This window comes from Stenotrophomonas sp. YJH_SMC_127 (genome assembly GCF_059372445.1).
On record NZ_JCAFVO010000004.1, the window covers coordinates 406,759 to 425,154 of the forward strand.

Sequence of the window (18,396 nt, forward strand, 5' to 3'; positions counted from 1 at the left end):
TGGGATGAGAAGGCGGCCAGTGTAAGGGATCTGCGCCGGACCCAATCGGCAGCCACAGTGGATCCACGCCATGCGTGGATGAATCTCCATCCAAATCGAATATCTCGACGATTGAACAAGGAGCAGCCGAGCATGGGCTCGGCTCTACAACGGACCACGCGGGAAACTGTCAGAGGCGGGGCGCAGCCCTGCCGATGCCCCTACCGTACCGGGACGTCGTACGCGGTGCCGGGATCCGGTTCGGGCTGCAGGGTGTAGTGCCACCACTCCTGCGGATAGTTGACGAAGCCCCGCCGCGCCATCGCGCGCACCAGCTGCTGGCGATTGGCCTGTTGCGCATCGCTCAATCCGCTTGCCTGCGTATGCGCGCGTGGACCGAAGAAATCGAAGTCGGTGGCCATGTCCAGCGGCGTGCATGCACCGCTGCGGCAATCCAGCAGGCCCAGATCAACCGTGGCGCCACGACTATGGCCGGAGCGCTCGGCGATGTAGCCGTCGGCCAGCAACCGTGGTTTGTCCAGGTCCGGGTACTGCTGTGCCTTGCGCGAGCGCTCGCGCGGATCGTTCACCCAGGCCATGAACGCCTGCACCGAACGCACCGGCCGGTAGCAGTCGTAGAGCCGCAGGCCGAAGCCATCGCCGCGCAGGTCCTGTTCCACCTGTGCCAGCGCCTTCGCCACCGGCGCCAGCAGATAACACGATGGCGCCTCGTAGCCGGGCACGCGCGCCCCGGTGAAGTTGTTGGCACCGGCGTAGCGGATGTCCAGGTCGATGCGCGGCGACAACGTGCGGATCTCCACCAGTCCGGCGCTGGCCGCGTCGGCTGCCGGTGAAACGCGCGGTGGCTCAGCGGCGCGGGTGGTCGCCGCCAGCGCAGTCGCCAGTACGAGTGAAATGCAGGTCCTGGAAGTCATAGCTGAAGTCGATGTCCGGGTCGATGGCGCGCAGGTCCAGCGTCGGTGCCGGGGCTTCGCCTGGCTGCAGCCACGCCTGCGCCTCGTCGCCCAGCGTATCCCAGCGCAGCAGCCAGCGCCCCTGCAGCTGCAGCACCGTGGCCTGCAGCCTGGGCGACTTGTCCACGCTGAAACGCAGGCCGTCCTTGCCCGGGCAGAGCGAGGCCGCGCCCAGCCACGGATCGCGGTAGCGGCCCTGCCAGCGGGACAGGTCCGTGCGGCTCGTCTCCTGCGCCGCCGCGGTGGATGGCCGCGAATGGCCGGTCGCGGCCCGCGTTGCCTGGTCAGCCTTCAGTTCGGCCAGGTAGTCCATCGCCGGACGCGCATCGTCCGCTGCGGTGAAGCGCTTCAGCGCGGCCTGCATCAGGGCCATGCGTGCGTCCTCGCCTTCGCCGTTGATCAGCATCACCACGCCCACCCGGCGATCAGGCAGCAGCGCCAGCGACGAGTACATGCCCGACAACGTGCCGGTGTGCGCCACCTTCCACTGGCCGTCCATGTCAGACACGCGCCAGCCATAGCCGTAGCCGTAGAAATGCGCATTGTCCCAGCGCCGCTGGCGCTCGCCCAGCGGCATCGGCATGTGCAGGGTCCACAGCGTGCGGCGCTGCTCCGTGTCCAGCCAGCCGGGCGCCAGGGTGGGATCGAGCAGCACCTGCATCCAGCGCGTCATGTCGCGCAACGAACAACGGATGCCGCCGGCCGCCATCGACGGCAGGTCCGGGCTGGTTCCACCATCGGCGTTCACCACTTCATTGCGTTCGCCACGCCAGGCATGCGGCTGCGCTACGTTGCCCACGCGTTTCACCGACCACGCCCCCACCTGGCAGCGCGTCATGCCCAGTGGTTCGAACACCTGCTCGCGCATCAGCTGGTCATACGGCTTGCCGCCCGCCGCAGCGGCCACTTCACCGGCCACCACGTACATCAGGTTGTCGTAGGCATAGTGGCTGCGGAAGCTGCTGACCGGCTTCAGGTGCGCCAATCCGGCGATGATGTCGGCACGGGTGAACGTGTTCGGCTCCGGCCACAGCATCAGGTCCCCGGCGCCCAGGCCCAGGCCGCTGTTGTGGATCAGCAGGTCGCGCACCTGCATCTGCTGGCCCACCCACGCATCGTGCATGCGGAAGCCCGGCAGATGCCGCTGCACCGGATCATCCCAGCGCAGCCTGCCCTGCTGCACCAGCCGCGCCAGCAGTGCAGCAGTCATCGCCTTGCTGTTGGAGGCGATCTTGAACAGCGTGTCCTCGTCGATGCGGCCGCCATCGCCACGCGCGCCCTCGGCGTGGCGATAGACCACCTGCCCGTTGTCGACCACCGCCATCGCCAGCCCGGGCAGGTGCTCGAGCTGGACGACGGCAGCGACATCGGCATCGAGGGAGGCGGTCGCGGTGGTCTGTGCCACCGCAACCGGGAACACCGCCAGCGCCGCCGCGCAGACGCAGTTTCGAGCCTGCCGTGCGGGCTTCAGTAGGCCCATGTCACGGTCAACTGCGCATAGCGCGGTGACTGGAAGCCGGTGCCGTAGCGGTACAGCGGGTTCGGCGTGCCGATGCTGTCCTGCGGCTCGTAGTCCTGGTCCACGGTCACCACGCGCTGCTGGTTGAGCACGTTGTACACCGCCAGCTTCAGGCGCAGATCGGTGGGAATCGGCACCTTGTACGAGACGCTCACGTCCAGGTCATAGGTCCAGGGTGTGCGGCCATCGCCACCGCGTGGCGAATGCACGAACACGCGCTGGGACGGAACCGTCGCCTGGCAGTTGGACACGCACACGTAGTAGCTGTGGAAGTCGGTGTCGTCGAACGGATTGCCGGCGCCGAAGCGGGTAATCGGGCTGCCCGACTGCACGCCCAGGGTGGCGGCCACGCTCAGGTTCTCGGTCAGCGCGTAGCTGCCACGGAACTTGAACTGGTGGCGGCGATCATTGGCCAGGTAGCCGTAGCCACCGTAGTTGACCCAGGGGTTGTCGAAGTTCTCGGTGCGCCCTGCATCGGCGAAGTCGGTATCGGAGTTGACCGGGCCCTCTGCGTTGCCGCGACCGTATGCAAGGGTGTAGGAGGCGTTGAAGCCCCACTTGCCGTCCCAGGCGCGGTCGACCTGCAGTTCCAGCGCCTTGTAGTCACGCTTGGGCTTCACCCAGCCGCGCTGGCCGACATAATTGCCGTTGTCGTCATACAGCGCCCAACCTTCCTTCGAGGTGTCGATGCTGATCCAGCCATCGTTGCGGCCGTCGCAGTCGGTGTCACCCCATACGGTGTTGGTGCGGCCCGGGTTGCCCATGATCCACACGCTGTCGATGGCGCCGCACTGGCCGGTCGCGGTGATGTTCATGTCATCGATGGCATTGTGCAGGCGCCGGTAGGTCACGCTGGCGCCCACCGACCAGGCCTCGTTGATCATCTGCTGGAAGCCCAGGATCGCTTCATCCTGGTAGACCGGGTCCATGTCCCGGTTCACTTCCGCGCGCAGGTCCGGCACGCTGCCGTCGCCCTGCGAGTTGTCCACTGGGCCGATCTGCGCGCCCAGGTTGGGGATGTTGTTAGCTGCGCCGGTGTAGCCGAGGAACTCGTACCAGGTGCGCTCGTCGAGGAAACCACCGGCCTGCTTGATGTTGATGACGTTGGCCACCGGCAGGAAGTATCGGCCCAGGTTGCCGAACACCTTGGTCGTGCCATCGCCGCGCACGTCCCAGGAGAAGCCCAGGCGCGGGGCCAGCATGTCGTCGATCTTGATGTAGCTGCTGCCGTCGCCGCCCTTGTTGTCGAAGGCTTCCAGGCGCAGGCCCATGTTCAGCAGCAGATTCGGCGTCACCTGCCAGTTGTCTTCCAGGTAGTAGGCCGAGTTGATCGTCTCGAAGGCCCCGTCCACTTCATAGCGACGGGTGCGCACGACCACGCCGCTGGCCGGCACCACGCCACCGTTCAGCGAGCTGCCGGGAGTGCGGTAGTAGATGTCGTAGCGGAAGCCGCCCGGGCCCGGATAGGCGCGGCTGTAATCGGAGGTGTTCTCTTCCCGATCCAGGCCGAACCGCAGCAGGTGGTTGCCCAACGTCCATTCGAAGTCCGCGCGCGCGGCCTTGCGCGTGTCCAGCGCCGACTCCAACTGCGAGCTGCTGGTGCAGCTGCGGTCGCCCTGCAGCGACGGCGGCACGCCCTGGCCGGCCGTGCGGTTGTCGAACACGCGGTTGCAGTTCTGGTCCATCAACGAGCTCTGCACACGGTTGCGCTTGTTCTCGCCGTACATCAGCTTCATGGTCAGGTCGTTGTTGACCTGCCAGCTGTAGGTACCGGACCAGTTCTTGCCACCCACCGTGTTGTAGATCTGGTTGCTGCGCTCGCCCACGGTCTGCCCCGTGGCGTAGTCGTAGGCGTAGACGTCGGTGAGGGTCTTGCTCTTGTCCGAGAAGCCGAACAGCGACAGCATCTGGTTGTCGGTGATCTGCCAATCGATCTTGCCGCCCCAGAACGGATCATCGGCCTTGCCCTGGCTCAGGCGCGTGCCGGCATCATTGGTCGAGGTGGGACGGTAGTCGCGCGCCTCGTACATGCCGAAGAAGAACAGGCGGTCCTGCACCAGCGCACCGGAAGCGAACACATTCAGCGCGCTGCGGCTGTAGTCGTCGCGGCTGGCGGTGATGTAGCGGCTGCCGCTGCCGTCGTAGCGGTCGCGTGCCTGCGACTGCCACGCGCGCGGCTCGAAGACCAGTTCGGCACCGGCCTTGAAATCGTTGCTGCCCGAGCGGGTCACCGCGTTGATGACGCCGCCGGTGCTGCGCCCGAACTCCACCGAGTAGCCGCCCGTCTTGACCTGGAATTCCTGGTAGAACGAGAACGGCACCGACGAGAAGCCGACCCGGTTGTAGAAGTCGGTGACGTTCAGGCCATTGATGTAGACGGTGTTCTCGGCCACCGACGAACCGCCGAAGGAAATGCCCTGCCCGCCCAGCGACCCCTTGCCCTTCACCGCGCCCGGCGCGAGCAGCGCCACCGCGGTGATGTCACGGTCCACTGGCAGGCGCGACAGTTCCTCGCGGGTGATGTTGGTGGCCGACTCGGTGGACTTCACATCCACCATCGACACCACCTGCGGCGCCCGCACTTCGACCGTGCCCAGGGTACTGACCGCACCCAGCGGCACGTTCACCGTGGTCGCGCTGCCGAGACTGACCGTCACCTGGCCGACACGGCTGGCGCCTCCACCCGGCAGGCTCACCTCCATGTCATAGGTGCCGACCGGCAGCAGCGGAATGCGGTAGCTGCCGTTGGCTTCGGCCTGCACGGAGCGTACGAAGCCCGTTGCCGGGTTGCGTACGGTCACCGTGGCACCGGCCGGTACCTGGCCGGCATCGCTGACCAGCCGGCCGACCACTGAACCATCCTGTGCAAATGCGCTGGGCGCGATCACGCCCAGACACGCCCCGAGAGCGACGCACAACGCCGCCCGCTTGATGCTGTAAGCCTTCATCCCCTGCTCTCTCCTGCAAGAATTGAATGGTGTGGAATGCGATGTGTCGCGCTAGCGTTGCCTGGCTGGCAGTACCCGCCACTGGAAGTCGTAGCTCCATTGGTCGAAGTACAGGTTGCCGCCTGCCCACTCGGCCTCGCCGCGCTGCGAGTCGACCGTTTCCGAGCGGAAGTGCTGCTTGGCCGGCACGAGGGGCTGGCCGAAATCATCGTTGAAGGCGATGCGGTAGCCATCGAGGCCACCCAGGTAGAAGTTGCGCAAGGCCGGCACATCGCTGGCCAGTGCGCCGGTGGTCACGTCCATCGGCAGCCAGCCATACGGCGCCAGGTAGACCTGTCCCCAGTCATGCAGGTTGTTGTAGCCACTGCCGTCGTCGGAGAACACCATGCCCGACTGCCAGCGCGCGGGAATGCCGTTCAGGCGCAGCAGCGCGATCAGCAGCAGGGTCTGCTGCCCGCAATCGGCATGGCCGGAACGCAGCGCGTAATCGCTGATGTTGCTGAGCGTGGAATATTCGCGCGCACCGGCCCAGGGAATACGGTCGACCGCAGCAAACAGCTTGCGCACCACTTCATATGGGCGCGTCTCGCCCTGCAGCACCTGGTCGGAGAACAGCTTCAACGCAGGGGTGAAGCGCACATGCGGCAGCTGCTCGGCCAGATACGGCTTCAACGCCGTATCGGCCGGGGCCGGTTGCACCACGGCCGGGTCGATCGCGGTGTGCCGGGCGAAGATCGTGACCGCGTAGCGGATCTCGAAGCGGGTCGGCTGCCCGGCCACCGCTTTGGCCTCCAGATAGGCCGTGCGTTGCAAGGTGCTGGCCGGTGCCACCCGCGCCTTGCCTGGGCTGCTGCCCAGCCACTGCACCTGCTCCTGCTGGCCGGGGATCTCGCGTGGGTACGGAATCCAGGCACGCACGGTTTCGCCGGCCGGCACGGCATCGGCCTTCACCGTGAGCGATTGGGTGAATTCGATACGCTGCGGCAGCACCGACGCCCGGCCACTCTGTTCGGCCGCGGCGACCACGCGCGTGTGGTGCGCGTTGAGCACTTCGTTGGGTCCTGGAGGCGGCATCGGTGCATCCGCACGGCGGCGTGCGCGTGCTTCGTCGCTGAGCAGGAACAGGTTCGACGGTGCGCGCTTGAAGTACCAACGCTCGCCATCGATATCGAGATGCTCGATCAGGCCAAGCTGGTCCCAGCGCGCGAATTCCTCGTCGGTCAGGTCGGGAATCCAGCGGCGCACGGCAGACTTGGCGGCGGTTTCGTCGAGGGAAAGATCCAGGCGGATGCGGCGCATGCGCTCACGCTGGAACGCGCCTTCGGCAGCATCGCTCCCTGTCGCCAGCAACGCATCGGCGTCGCTGAAGCGGCCGCCGTCGATCAGGTCGATCACCTGCGCCTGGCGCGCACGCTGCTGGCTGCTGCGCCCGTCTGCCGCCTGCGTGACCGACACCCACAGCAGCAGCGCGGCACACAGGCCGGCAGCAGCAGGCAGACGCGGTTTGCGAATGGCAGGATCCACAGCGACACTTCCCCAGCGCGGGTGGTAACGGCTGTGTAACACGGGCCGGGATGCCGGTCAATAATTTATTCTTGCTTTCGATGCCGAAAGGAATAAATATTCCACAAGGCATTCGAGGAGGGTGTGCACCGCATGAGCCTGGCTTCCCGCGAACGGCACCGGCATTGGCCGCGCCGCTTGACCCTGGCCCTGTGCCTGCTGGCCGCACCGGCCTTTGCACAGGCCGCCCCGGCGCCCGATCCCGGCGCACCGCTGCCCTATGTGATCGGCCTGCACGAGGCCTACCTGACGCCGCAGTACTGGGCGGCGCGTCTGGACAACGCCGATGCGCCGATCCTGGATCGCGCGCAGATCGAGGCGCAGAACGCACGGATGCGGGCGCAGGACAGCCATATCCGCGACATCGCGGCGCTGCCAGCCCAGCTTGATGCGGCGACGGTGCGTGCCAGCATCACCGCGCTGTCGAGCTGGCCCACGCGCACCCTCTATAGCGACAAGGGCACGCCCATCGCGCCGGTCCTGCGCAGCGCGATCGAAGCCAACCTCGGCCTTGATGCAATCCCCGCCCAGGTGGCACCGGCCTACGGGCTGGTGGTGAAGCGTGCCGCACTGCGCACCTTCCCCACCCGCGAGCGCGTCTTCAGCACCGTCGGTGACACCGACATCGACCGCTTCCAGGAATCGGCACTGTTCCCCGGCGACAAGGTCGCCGTGGTCCACCGCAGTGCCGACGGCCGCTGGCTGTTCGTGCACAGCGAGCGCTACAGCGCGTGGATCGAAGCCGACGCCATCGCCAGCGGCGACAAGGCCACGGTGCTCGGCTACGGCGCGAAGGGACCCTACCGGATCATCACCGGTGCCACCGCGCAGACCGCCTACACCCCGGAAGAACCGCGTGTCTCGCGCCTGCAGCTGGACATGGGCGTGCGCCTGCCGGTGCTGGCCGACTGGCCCGCGTCAGAACCGGTGAACGGCCAGCAGGCGCACGCATCGTGGGTGGTGCAGCTGCCGGTACGCGAGGCAGATGGTCGCCTGAAACTGGTACCGGCCCTGCTGCCGCGCTCGCAGGACACCGCCGCCGACTACCTGGCCCTGACCCCGCGCCTGTTGCTGCAGCAGGCCTTCAAGTTCCTCGGCGAGCGCTACGGTTGGGGCCACGACTACGACACCCGCGACTGCAGCGGTTTCGTCTCCGAGATCTACCGCAGCTTCGGCGTGCTGCTGCCACGCAATACCAGTGCACAGGCGGTCAGCCCGGCGCTGGATCGCCTGCCGTTCACCGGCAAGGACGGCAAGGCACTGCGCGACCGTGCCGTCACCGACCTGAAGGTCGGCGATCTGGTCTACATCCCCGGCCACGTGATGATGGCCATCGGCCACGTCGACGGTCGTACGTGGGTGATCCACGATACGGCGGGCGGCAGCTGGTTCGGTGCCGACGGCACGCGCGTGCAGGCCCATCTCAATGGTGTTTCGGTCACGCCGCTGGAGCCGATGATGGCCAGCGATACCGTCCGCTACATCGACCGCATCACCAACATCCAGCGCCTGCGGGCCAAGACTCCTGAATGAAGATCACCGCCATCGAACTGGGCATGCTGCGCGTGCCGTTGAAGACACCGTTCAAGACCGCCCTGCGCACGGTGGAAACCGTGGAAGACGTGGTGGTGCTGATCCGCACCGACACCGGCAACACCGGCTATGGTGAAGCCCCGGCCACCGCCGTGATCACCGGCGATACGCACGGCTCGATCATCGAAGCGATCCGCCACTTCATCGCCCCGCGCCTGATCGGCCAGGACGTGGTCAACCTCAACCACCTGTGCACGCTGGTGCAGACCGCGATGGAGCGCAACACCAGCGCCAAGGCGGCGGTGGAGATCGCGCTGTACGACCTGTGGGCGCAGCTGCACGGCGCCCCGCTGTACCAGATGCTCGGTGGTGGCGACCCGGTGATCACCACCGACATCACCATCAGCGTGGACTACATCGACAAGATGGTGGCCGACTCGCTGTCGGCAATCGAACGCGGCTTCGAGTCGCTGAAGATCAAGGTCGGCAAGGACATCGGCCTGGACATCGAACGGGTCAAGGCGATCCATGCCGCCGTGGAAGGCCGCGCCCTGCTGCGCCTGGACGCCAACCAGGGCTGGACCGCCAAGCAGGCGGTGCATGCGATGCGTACCCTGGAAGACGCCGGCGTGGTGCTTGAACTGCTGGAGCAGCCGGTGAAAGCGGCCGACATCAGCGGCCTGAAGTACGTCACCGACCGCGTCAACACGCCGGTGATGGCCGACGAAAGCGTGTTCAGCCCGAGCCAGGTGATGGACCTGATCCAGCAGCGCGCGGCCGACATCATCAACATCAAGCTGATGAAGACCGGCGGCCTGTCCAACGCGATCCGCATCGCCGACATTGCCGGCATCTACGGCGTGCCGTGCATGATCGGCTGCATGATCGAATCGAGCATCAGCGTGGCCGCCGCCGTGCACCTGGCCGTGGCCAAGAGCGATGTGATCACCAAGGTCGATCTGGACGGCCCCTCGCTGGGCCAGTTCGATCCGGTCAGCGGCGGCGTGCATTTCAACGAATCGGAGATCAGCATCAGCGACGTGCCGGGGCTGGGCATCACCGAAGTGCGCGGGCTGGAGATGCTGGGTTGATTTCTGCCTTGCGGCTGACGTTGCCTGCCTCTGACGCTGGGTCGCGCGTTACTTTTCTTTTCGCGAAAAGAAAAGTAACCAAAAGAAACGCTCCGCCGGCCGCGAGCCGGTGCTACGCACCGGTTCCCTGCGCTCCTCGGCCCGTCGAGGGACGGCGCGGGAACTCGCTACGCTCAGACACCCGCGCCTCTTCGCCCTCGCCGGACCTGCGGTGCTCGGCTCGCTACAAGGCGGACTCAACGTCCAATGCAACAGCTGCACCCAGTAGATCCACGCCACGCGTGGAAGCGCTTGTTTTTGCCCTACCCCGTAATCCCTTCGCGGCTGGCACGCGCGCGATGTGTCCAGGGTCGGGCGGGTGGGGCTTGCGGGGGTGTCCGCCGCATGGATGCGGCGGCCAAGCCTACACCGACGTACTTGCGGCGTCCCCCGCAATCCCCACCCGCCCGACCCACCCCATAATTCGCTTTATGCGGCCAACCGCAACGCCTTTGCAGACCCCCGGACACCCCGCATGCCGCCCCTGCTGAAGATCCGCACCGAGCGTGGGCAGATGTCGGCCATCGAGCGCCGCATCGCCGACTTCATCCTCGACAACGCCCACCTGCTGCGCGACTACTCGTCCCAGCAGCTGGCCAGCGCGCTCGGCATCAGCCAGTCCAGCGTGGTGAAGTTCAGCCAGAAGCTTGGCTTCAAGGGCTACCCGGACCTGAAGTACTCCATCGGCCAGGACGTGGCCCGCGCCGGTGCCGATCCGCAGCAGGCGCCCGACGAACCCGACAGCGGCGATGACTACCTGCGCCTGGGCGACGCCCTGCGCCGTAGCAAGGCGCAGGCCGAGGAGGAAACACGCCAGGCCAATCCACGCGGGGAGATCGAGCGCATCGTGCAGCTGCTCGACGGTGCGCCCAAACTGTTCGTCTACGGCCTGGGTGACGACGGCCTGTATGCCCGCGAGTTCGCCATGCGGCTGTCGCTGCTCGGACTGCTGGTGGTGCCGCATACCGATCCGATCCTGATGCTGGCCAACCTCTCGGCCGCACGCCCCGGCGATGCGCTGCTGATGTTCTCCGAGTTCGGCAACCTGCCCCAGCTTTCACAGTTGTCGCGGCAGTTCCAGGACATGGGTGGCAAGGTGATTTCCATCACCCGCCACACCGCCAACCCGCTGCGCGCGCATGCGGATGCGGCACTGGCGGTCTGCGCCCACGACCGCACGCCACAGGTCGCGCAGCTGCTGTACCGTAGCGCCATGCACGCCCTGCTCGATTTCCTGTTCGTGCTGCTCTGCCACACCAATCCGGATCGCCAGCAGCAGCTTGCGGTGAACCTGGAGCGGATCGACCACCTGCTGGATTCCTGACCGGAGCGCACGTTGATGAGATCGCTGGTCCGCCTTGCCACCACCGCACTGCTGCTTGCTGCGGCGGTGTCTATTCACGCGGCGCCGCTGGATGGCGCGCGCCAGCTGATCGTGGTCACCAGCGATGGCTGGGACAGCACCCAGGGGCAGCTGCAGGCCTATGTGCGCGACGGCCAGGGCTGGCACACGCACGGACAGGCGTTCCCGGTCGCGCTCGGTCGCACCGGCAGCGCCTGGGGCCTGGGCCTGCATCCGGCACAGGCCGATGGCCCGCAGAAGCAGGAAGGGGATGGCCGCAGCCCGGCCGGCATATTCGCGCTCGGCAGTGCGTTCGGCTATGCCGTCATCCGCCGCGGCACCGCCATGCCCTACCAGCCGATGCTGGACAGCAGCTACTGCATGGACGTACCCGGTTCGCCGTTCTACAACCGCATCGTTGATGAAAAGAAGGTCGGCAATGCAGCGGTCAAGGGCTCCACCGAGCCGATGCGGCTGGACCTGCACAACAAGGGCGACGTGCGCTACCGGGAAGGCTTCGTCATCGCCCACAACCCGGACAACCAGCCCGGCAAGGGCAGCTGCATCTTCGCCCATCTGTGGCGCCAGCCCGGCGAAGCCACCGCCGGCTGCACGGCCATGCCGCAGGAACGCATGCAGGCACTGCTGGACTGGCTGCGGCCGCAGGACGCGCCGCGTTTCGTGCTCCTGCCGCGCGCGGAGTACAAGCGCCTGCAGGCGCAGTGGCAACTGCCCGCGCTGGCCGGAGACCCCCGTTGAGCACGCAGGACGAACCGCAGCTGCAACGCGCGGTCAGCCGCTGGCAGATCGTCGGCCTGTCGATCAACGATGTGATCGGCAGCGGCATCTACCTGCTGCCGGCCGCCACCGTCGCCCTGCTCGGCCCCTTCAGCCTGTGGGGCGTGGTCGCCGCCGGCATCGTCGTGGCCTTGCTGGTGCTGTGCTATGCGCAGGCCGCCAGCTACTTCGATGAACCCGGCGGCAGCTACCTGTATGCACGCGAGGCGTTCGGGCGCTTCGCCGGTTTCGAGATCGGCTGGATGATCTGGCTGACCCGCATCAGCTCGGCCGCTGCGCTCAGCAACGCGCTGGCCGACGCGGTTGCGCGTTTCTGGCCGTGGGCCGATGCCGGCCTGGGCCGCATCGCGGTGATCGTGGTATCGCTGGGCTTCCTCACCGGCATCAACATCATCGGCGTGCGCTCGGCCGCGCGTACCGGCGTGGTGCTGGTGATCGGCAAGATGCTGCCGCTGCTGCTGTTCGTGGCCATCGGTGCGTTCTACATCGACCCACAGCTGGCCTTCTCCGGCCAACGCCCGGACCCGCATGACCTGCAGCGCATGGGCGAAGCCGCCTTGCTGCTGCTTTACGCCTACGCGGGCTTCGAGAACATCCCGGCCGCCGCCGGCGAGTACCGCAATCCGCGCCGCGATATTCCGTTCGCCCTGATCACCATGATCATCACCGTCACCGTCATCTACGGCGCGGTGCAGGTGGTGGCGCAGGGAACGCTGGCCGGCCTGTCCAGTTCGGCCACCCCGCTGGCCGATGCCGCCGCCGGTTTCGGTGGCGAAGCACTGGCGCTGGTCCTGACCGTCGGTGCCACCATCTCCATCCTCGGCACCAACAGCAACACGATGATGATGGGCCCACGCTTCCTGTTCGCACTGGCCCGCGATGGCTACGGCCCGAAGATCCTGGCCCAGGTGCATCCACGCTTCCACACCCCGGCCGCGTCGATCCTCTGCCAGGGCCTGATCGCGCTCGGCCTGGCCCTGTCCGGTTCGTTCGTGCAGCTGGCCCTGCTGTCGATGACGACGCGCCTGTTCGCCTACATCGGCACTGCCGCAGCAGTCCTGGTACTGGCCAAGCGCTACGCCGACCGCCCGGGCGCGTTGAAGCTGCCCGGTGGGCCGTTGATTCCGGTGCTGGCGCTGCTGCTGTGCCTGGCGCTGTTCGCCAGTGCCAGCTGGCAGAACATCGCTGCTGCGCTGGTGGCGTTCGCCATCGGCGCGGTGATCTACACGCTGCCGCGAAAAGATACCGATGCCGGATGACCGATAGCGCCGCGCCATACCCGGCGGATTGATCTGGTGATCACGCTGCCGGACCGGGCCGTTAACCGCCACACAGGCACGATCGGGCTACGTCCACAACGGAGCCTTCCATGACCGAGTACCAGATCCCCGGCCGCGTACCGGACGACAGCACGCCGCGCGACGCGATCAGCAACTACTGGCGCGAACGCTACACGGCCGAGCCGTACTACGACGACCAGCTGTTCTTCGAGGACTACGAGCCGGCCTATCGCATCGGCCACGCCGCGCGTGCACAGGACATGATCCGCGCCTATGAACAGGTCGAGGCCGAGCTCGAATCACGCTGGGCCAACGAACGCGGCCGCAGCCGCCTGGACTGGGCGCAGGCACGCAATGCGGTGCGTCGTGGCTGGGAGGAGGCACAGCTGGCGGATCCGCGGCTGGCACGATAGCGCCAGGCTTCTGTAGAGCCGAGCCTACGCTCGGCTCTCGCACCTCGTCTGTAACGTCGAGCCACGCTCGACTGAGCCGAGCATGGCCCGGCTCTACATCGGATCGATCACTCCTGTTCCGGCAGCGGCGGCACGATCGCGCTGCGCTTGCTCTCGCCCCCACCGGCAGCGATCAGGTCGCGGGTGTTCTTCTGCACCGCCACCGCGCCGAACAGCGACAGCGCATACGCCATGCCATAGAAGCCCTTCTCACTCGGCGCCAGCGTGGCATTCCACAGGCCGACCAGCAGCAGCATCAGCGCCGACAGCAGCGCGAACCAGCACAGCGCGTAGTACAGGCCACTCACCGGAATGCCTTCGACGCGGTCGCGCACGCTCTTCTGCAGCGACACCGCCGCGAACAGGCCGAACAGCAGCAGGGTCAGATAGTAGCCCTTCTCGTTGAGCGCCATCGTGGCGTTGAACAGGCCGATCAGGTACGCCGCCGCCCCCAGCAGCAGGGCCACCCAGGAGGCGGCGATGAAGGCGGTGGACGGCTTGTGGGGCATGGCAGTGTTCATTGCAGGTCCTTGGCAGGCAGGCGGGCACGCTTTGCCCGGGCGTGCCCACCCTAGACGATCCCGCCGCGCTCGCACAGGGGGCGCAGGACCTTCGGGCCACGACGCTCACGGCGCCGGTGGTATACAAGGGACAGCCCGGCCATCCGCATCCCCGCACTGGAGATACCCATGACCCGCACGCCCCTGCTGCTCGCCCTCGGCCTCGTGCCGATCCTTGCCACCTCCGCCTGCAATGCTGCCGATCCGGCCGCCAACGGTGCGCAGACCGCCACAGCGGCCTCTGCCGCCACCGACCAGCGCCCGTTCACCGCCACCGAAGTCAGCCGCTTCGACCAGCCCTGGGCGATGACCTTCCTGCCCGACGGCAGCCTGCTGGTCACCGAAAAGCGCGGCAAGCTCCAGCACCTGGACCCGGCCAGCGGCCAGAAGCACGAGATCACCGGCGTTCCGAAGGTCGCCTATGCTGGCCAGGGTGGTTTCGGCGACATCATCCTGCACCCGGATTTCGCCCGGAATCATGTCGTTTACGTCAGCTATGCCGAGGAAGGCACGCTGGATACCCGCGGTGCCGCGGTGGCCCGGGCCACGCTGGCACTGGATGCCAACGGCGGTGGCCAGCTGAAGGACCTGAAGGTGATCTGGCGGCAGAGCCCCAAGGTCAGCGGTGAGGGTCACTACGGGCATCGCCTCGCCTTCGGCCCGGACGGCAAGCTGTGGATCAGCTCCAGCGAGCGCCAGAAGTTCGATCCGGCCCAGGACATGGGCAGCAACCTCGGCAAGATCATCCGCCTCAACGACGATGGCAGCCTGCCCGCCGACAATCCGTTCGCGTCGCAGGGCGGGGTGGCCGCACAGGTGTGGTCGCTGGGCCACCGCAACATCCTCGGCATGGCCTTCGATGCCAACGGCAAGCTGTGGGCGCACGAGATGGGCCCGGCCGGCGGCGACGAACTGAACCTGATCGTGCGTGGCGCCAACTACGGCTACCCGATCGTTTCCAACGGTGACCATTACGACGGCCGGCCGATTCCCGACCACGACACGCGCCCGGAATTCGCCGCGCCGAAGGTGACCTGGACGCCGGTGATCTCGCCGGCCGGCTTCGTGATCTACAGCGGCGCCTTGTTCCCGCAGTGGAAGGGCAGCGGCTTCATCGGTGGCCTGTCGTCCACCTCGCTGGTGCGCGTGGCCTTCGATGGCGACAGCGCGCGCGAAGCCGAGCGCTTCAACATGGGCGAGCGCATCCGCGAAGTGGAACAGGGCCCGGACGGCGCGCTGTGGCTGCTGGAAGACGGCAGCAAGGCGCGCCTGCTGAAGCTCATGCCGAAGACCTGAGGTAGTGCCGGCCGCTGGCCGGCACCCTGGATCCTTCCGGCATCCTGCGGTTGCCGGCCAGCGGCCGGCACTACCCTTGCCAAACGGCCCCGCACGCGGGGCCGTCTGCATTCATTGGATGGTGATGACCTTCACCTCGGTCTTCGTGCAGGCCTGGTCCAGGCACTGGCCGCTCAACCACACCTGGCCGCTGCCGATCATCACGCCCTGCTGGTTGACGAACACCTTGCCGAAGTCCTGCTCGGACACCGCCTTGACCACCTCTGGCGTGATGATCTTCTCGTAGTTGCGCTGGAACTCTCCGGGGCCGGAGATCTTCTTTCCGCCGCTGATGTTCAAGGGGAATCGCACTTCCTCGACCACCGCAGCGCGATCACCGCCGACCACGGCGGCCTTGAACGCATTGAAGACCTTTTCGAACTGCGCGGCATCGCCGAGCAGCGACTCGATGCGCGCACGCGCATCCTCGGCGGACACCTCGGCTGCCGGTGCGGCAGGTGCAGCGGCGGCTTCGGCAGCCGGCGCCGCCGGTTCAGCCGCAGGCGTCGAAGCAGCACTGGCCTCCATCGGCGGCGGCGCATCCGCTGCAGGCTCGGCCGGCGGCGCCGGCTGCGAACAGGCCGCCAGCAGCAGGGCGGGAATCAGGTAGGCCATCCGGCGCATGCGCGCACTCCATCGAACAGGAGGCCCGATGGTAGCGCCGCCACAGTGAGGACCACAAAAAAGGGGACGGAGGGGATTAAGTCGTTTGTGCACAAACGACTTAATCCCCTCCGTCCCCTTTTTTCGTCCCCTTTTTTTCGATCAGGCCTTCAGCAGCTCGAACTGCACCGCTTCGCCGGCGGCCGACGAGGCACAGACCCACAGGTCGAACTGGCCCGGCTCGGCACGCAGCACGCCGTCGCGGCCGGTGAAGGCCAGTTGCTCGCGGGTCAAGGTGAACACCACTTCGGCTGACTCGCCCGGCTGCAACGCCACCTTGCGGAAGTCCTTCAGTTCACGCACCGGACGCACGCGGCTGGCCACGCGATCGTGGATGTACAGCTGCACCACTTCCTCGCCCGCCACGCGGCCGGTGTTGGTCAGCACGGTGGTGATGGTCAGGGTGTCGTCCCAGCCGAGCTGTGCCGTGCTCAGCTGCGGCACGCCGTAGGCGAAGGTGGTGTAGCCGATGCCATGGCCGAACGGGTACAGCGGTTCATTGGGAATCTCGCGCCAGCGCGCCTTGAACTCCGACATGGTCGGCAGTTCCGGACGGCCGGTGCGCGGGTGGTTGTAGAAGTACGGCTGCTGGCCGGACACCTGCGGGAAGCTGACCGGCAGGCGGCCGGACGGGCTGTAGTCACCGAACAGTACATCGGCCACGGCATGGCCGGTCTGCGTGCCCAGGTACCAGGTCACCGCCACGGCCTGCGCATTGCGCACTGCGCCCTGCAATGCCAGCGCGCGGCCATTGCGCAGCAGCACCACCAGCGGCTTGCCGGTCATCGCCACGGCCTCGGCCAGCGCCTGCTGTGCCGGCGGCAGGGTGATCTCCACGCGCGACTGTGCTTCGCCGCTGTAGCGCTGCGGTTCGCCCAGCGCCAGCACCACCACGTCGGCACGCAGTGCGGCCGCCACAGCGGCTTCCGTGCCGCCCGGAATCGCGGCTTCCAGTTCGCAGCCCGGCACGATTTCCAGCAGCGCTTCGTCGCCGATGGCGGCACGCACGCCGGTTTCCAGGTCCACGTAACGCTGCTTGTCGCCGAACAGCGTCCAGCAGCCTTCGATGTTCTCGCGGTCCTGCACGAACGGGCCGATCAGCGCGATCTTCTGCCCGGTTTTCTGCAGCGGCAGCACGTTGTCACGGTTGTTCAGCAGCACGATCGAACGCCGCGCGGCATCGCGCGACAGTTCGTCATGCGCGGCAATGTGCGAGGTATCCGCTTCGCGCGCCGGGTCCAGCGAACGGTACGGGTCGTCGAACAGGCCGATGGTCTCCTTCAGCCACAGGATGCGGCGCACGCCCTCATCCAGCACCGCCATCGGCACCTCGCCGCTCTCGACCAGGCCGGGCAGGTGCTCGGCATAGAAGCCACTCTGCATGCTCAGGTCCAGGCCGGCGGTGAACGCCTTGGCCGTGGCATCGCGGTCATCGGCGGCATAGCCGTGCGCGACCAGTTCCATGTCGGCGGTATAGTCGGAGATCACCACGCCCGGGAACTTCCATTCGCCGCGAAGGATGTCGGTCAGCAGTTCGGCATTGGCACTGGCCGGCACGCCATTGATGTCATTGAACGAGGACATCACGGTGATCGCGCCGGCATCGAAGGCGGCCTTGAACGGCGGCAGGTGCACGTCGCGCAGGGTCTGCGGCGAGATGTCCACCATGTTGTATTCCATGCCGGCCATCACCGCGCCGTAGGCGGCGAAGTGCTTGGGCGTGGCCAGCAGCGAATCGGCCGCACGCAGGTCGCTGCCCTGGAAGCCGCGCACGCGGGCGGCGGCAAAGGCACAGCCCAGCACCACGTCCTCGCCGGCACCTTCTGCGCCACGGCCCCAGCGCTGGTCGCGGGCGATGTCCACGGCCGGCGCATAGGTCCAGTGCAGGCCCGCGGCGGTGGCTTCGATCGCAGTGGCGCGCGCGGTGCGCTCGGCCAGGTCCGGCTCGAAGCTGGCGGCCTCGCCCAGCGGAATCGGGAACACGGTGCGCATGCCGTGGATGACGTCGGCCGCCAGGATCACCGGGATGCCCAGGCGGCTCTCCTCGGTGGCGACCTGCTGGATGCGGCGGCCCAGTTCGGCGCCCACACCATTGAACAGCGAGCCGACCTTGCCCTCGCGCACCTGCTGCAGCACCTGGTCGGCATTGCGCACGTTGGCTTCCGGGTTCACGTCCGGGGCGAACGGGCGGACCATGTCCGCGAAGACACCCAGCTGGCCGACCTTTTCCTCGACGGTCATCTGGGCAATGAGGGATTCGATGCGATCGGAGGCCACCGGCAGTCCTTGATGAAAACGTTTACAAGCCCGGCATTCTAGC

At 67.1% G+C, this 18,396-nt stretch carries 14 protein-coding genes; 7 read left to right on the forward strand and 7 right to left on the reverse strand.

What is annotated here, in order from left to right; genetic code table 11:
• Nucleotides 1-200: 200 nt before the first annotated feature.
• Genes AC5QAB_RS12460 through AC5QAB_RS12475 form a run of 4 tightly spaced genes read right to left on the reverse strand, consistent with a single transcriptional unit; the run spans nucleotide 201 to nucleotide 6,944 of the window.
• Nucleotides 201-914 carry a M15 family metallopeptidase gene (locus AC5QAB_RS12460; protein ID WP_049441432.1) on the reverse strand — a complete coding sequence of 238 codons (714 nt, stop codon included), beginning with the start codon at nucleotides 912-914 and terminating at the stop codon, nucleotides 201-203.
• The gene (locus AC5QAB_RS12465) at nucleotides 847-2,433 is read right to left on the reverse strand and encodes a serine hydrolase (protein ID WP_197561863.1); all 1,587 of its coding nucleotides are present in this window, start codon (nucleotides 2,431-2,433) and stop codon (nucleotides 847-849) included. Before AC5QAB_RS12465 ends, AC5QAB_RS12460 begins: the two co-directional genes overlap by 68 nt.
• Nucleotides 2,421-5,420 (reverse strand): TonB-dependent receptor, encoded by a 3,000-nt coding sequence (locus tag AC5QAB_RS12470; protein WP_049405521.1) that lies wholly within the window; start codon nucleotides 5,418-5,420, stop codon nucleotides 2,421-2,423. The genes AC5QAB_RS12465 and AC5QAB_RS12470 overlap by 13 nt, the downstream gene beginning before the upstream one ends.
• Nucleotides 5,421-5,471: 51 nt before the next feature.
• Nucleotides 5,472-6,944 carry a transglutaminase-like domain-containing protein gene (locus tag AC5QAB_RS12475; protein ID WP_069118081.1) on the reverse strand — a complete coding sequence of 491 codons (1,473 nt, stop codon included), beginning with the start codon at nucleotides 6,942-6,944 and terminating at the stop codon, nucleotides 5,472-5,474.
• 132 nt (nucleotides 6,945-7,076) lie between these two features.
• Between AC5QAB_RS12475 and AC5QAB_RS12480 the strand changes: the two genes are divergently transcribed.
• From AC5QAB_RS12480 to AC5QAB_RS12505, 6 genes are all read left to right on the forward strand, one after another.
• A complete protein-coding gene (locus AC5QAB_RS12480; RefSeq protein ID WP_197561862.1) occupies nucleotides 7,077-8,516 on the forward strand; it encodes an SH3 domain-containing protein in 1,440 nt (479 codons plus the stop codon).
• The gene (locus AC5QAB_RS12485) at nucleotides 8,513-9,607 is read left to right on the forward strand and encodes a dipeptide epimerase (protein WP_014645715.1); all 1,095 of its coding nucleotides are present in this window, start codon (nucleotides 8,513-8,515) and stop codon (nucleotides 9,605-9,607) included. Before AC5QAB_RS12480 ends, AC5QAB_RS12485 begins: the two co-directional genes overlap by 4 nt.
• A gap of 514 nt (nucleotides 9,608-10,121) precedes the next feature.
• Entirely contained in the window at nucleotides 10,122-10,970 is an 849-nt protein-coding gene (locus AC5QAB_RS12490) for a MurR/RpiR family transcriptional regulator (protein ID WP_495233424.1), read from the forward strand.
• 15 nt (nucleotides 10,971-10,985) lie between these two features.
• The gene (locus AC5QAB_RS12495) at nucleotides 10,986-11,747 is read left to right on the forward strand and encodes a L,D-transpeptidase family protein (RefSeq protein WP_495233425.1); all 762 of its coding nucleotides are present in this window, start codon (nucleotides 10,986-10,988) and stop codon (nucleotides 11,745-11,747) included.
• Nucleotides 11,744-13,045 (forward strand): APC family permease, encoded by a 1,302-nt coding sequence (locus tag AC5QAB_RS12500; RefSeq protein ID WP_049408363.1) that lies wholly within the window; start codon nucleotides 11,744-11,746, stop codon nucleotides 13,043-13,045. Before AC5QAB_RS12495 ends, AC5QAB_RS12500 begins: the two co-directional genes overlap by 4 nt.
• A gap of 110 nt (nucleotides 13,046-13,155) precedes the next feature.
• Nucleotides 13,156-13,479 (forward strand): hypothetical protein, encoded by a 324-nt coding sequence (locus AC5QAB_RS12505; RefSeq protein ID WP_014645711.1) that lies wholly within the window; start codon nucleotides 13,156-13,158, stop codon nucleotides 13,477-13,479.
• 107 nt (nucleotides 13,480-13,586) lie between these two features.
• On the opposite strand, the gene yiaA is transcribed toward AC5QAB_RS12505, so the two are convergent.
• A complete protein-coding gene (yiaA, locus tag AC5QAB_RS12510; RefSeq protein ID WP_014645710.1) occupies nucleotides 13,587-14,039 on the reverse strand; it encodes an inner membrane protein YiaA in 453 nt (150 codons plus the stop codon).
• Nucleotides 14,040-14,207: 168 nt separating this feature from the next.
• Between yiaA and AC5QAB_RS12515 the strand changes: the two genes are divergently transcribed.
• The gene (locus AC5QAB_RS12515; protein ID WP_164167403.1) at nucleotides 14,208-15,374 is read left to right on the forward strand and encodes a PQQ-dependent sugar dehydrogenase; all 1,167 of its coding nucleotides are present in this window, start codon (nucleotides 14,208-14,210) and stop codon (nucleotides 15,372-15,374) included.
• Nucleotides 15,375-15,485: 111 nt separating this feature from the next.
• On the opposite strand, the gene AC5QAB_RS12520 is transcribed toward AC5QAB_RS12515, so the two are convergent.
• Together AC5QAB_RS12520 and AC5QAB_RS12525 are read right to left on the reverse strand one after the other, a co-directional pair.
• Nucleotides 15,486-16,037 (reverse strand): hypothetical protein, encoded by a 552-nt coding sequence (locus AC5QAB_RS12520; protein WP_049441418.1) that lies wholly within the window; start codon nucleotides 16,035-16,037, stop codon nucleotides 15,486-15,488.
• A gap of 141 nt (nucleotides 16,038-16,178) precedes the next feature.
• A complete protein-coding gene (locus tag AC5QAB_RS12525; RefSeq protein ID WP_197561462.1) occupies nucleotides 16,179-18,353 on the reverse strand; it encodes a glycoside hydrolase family 3 N-terminal domain-containing protein in 2,175 nt (724 codons plus the stop codon).
• Nucleotides 18,354-18,396: the final 43 nt, after the last annotated feature.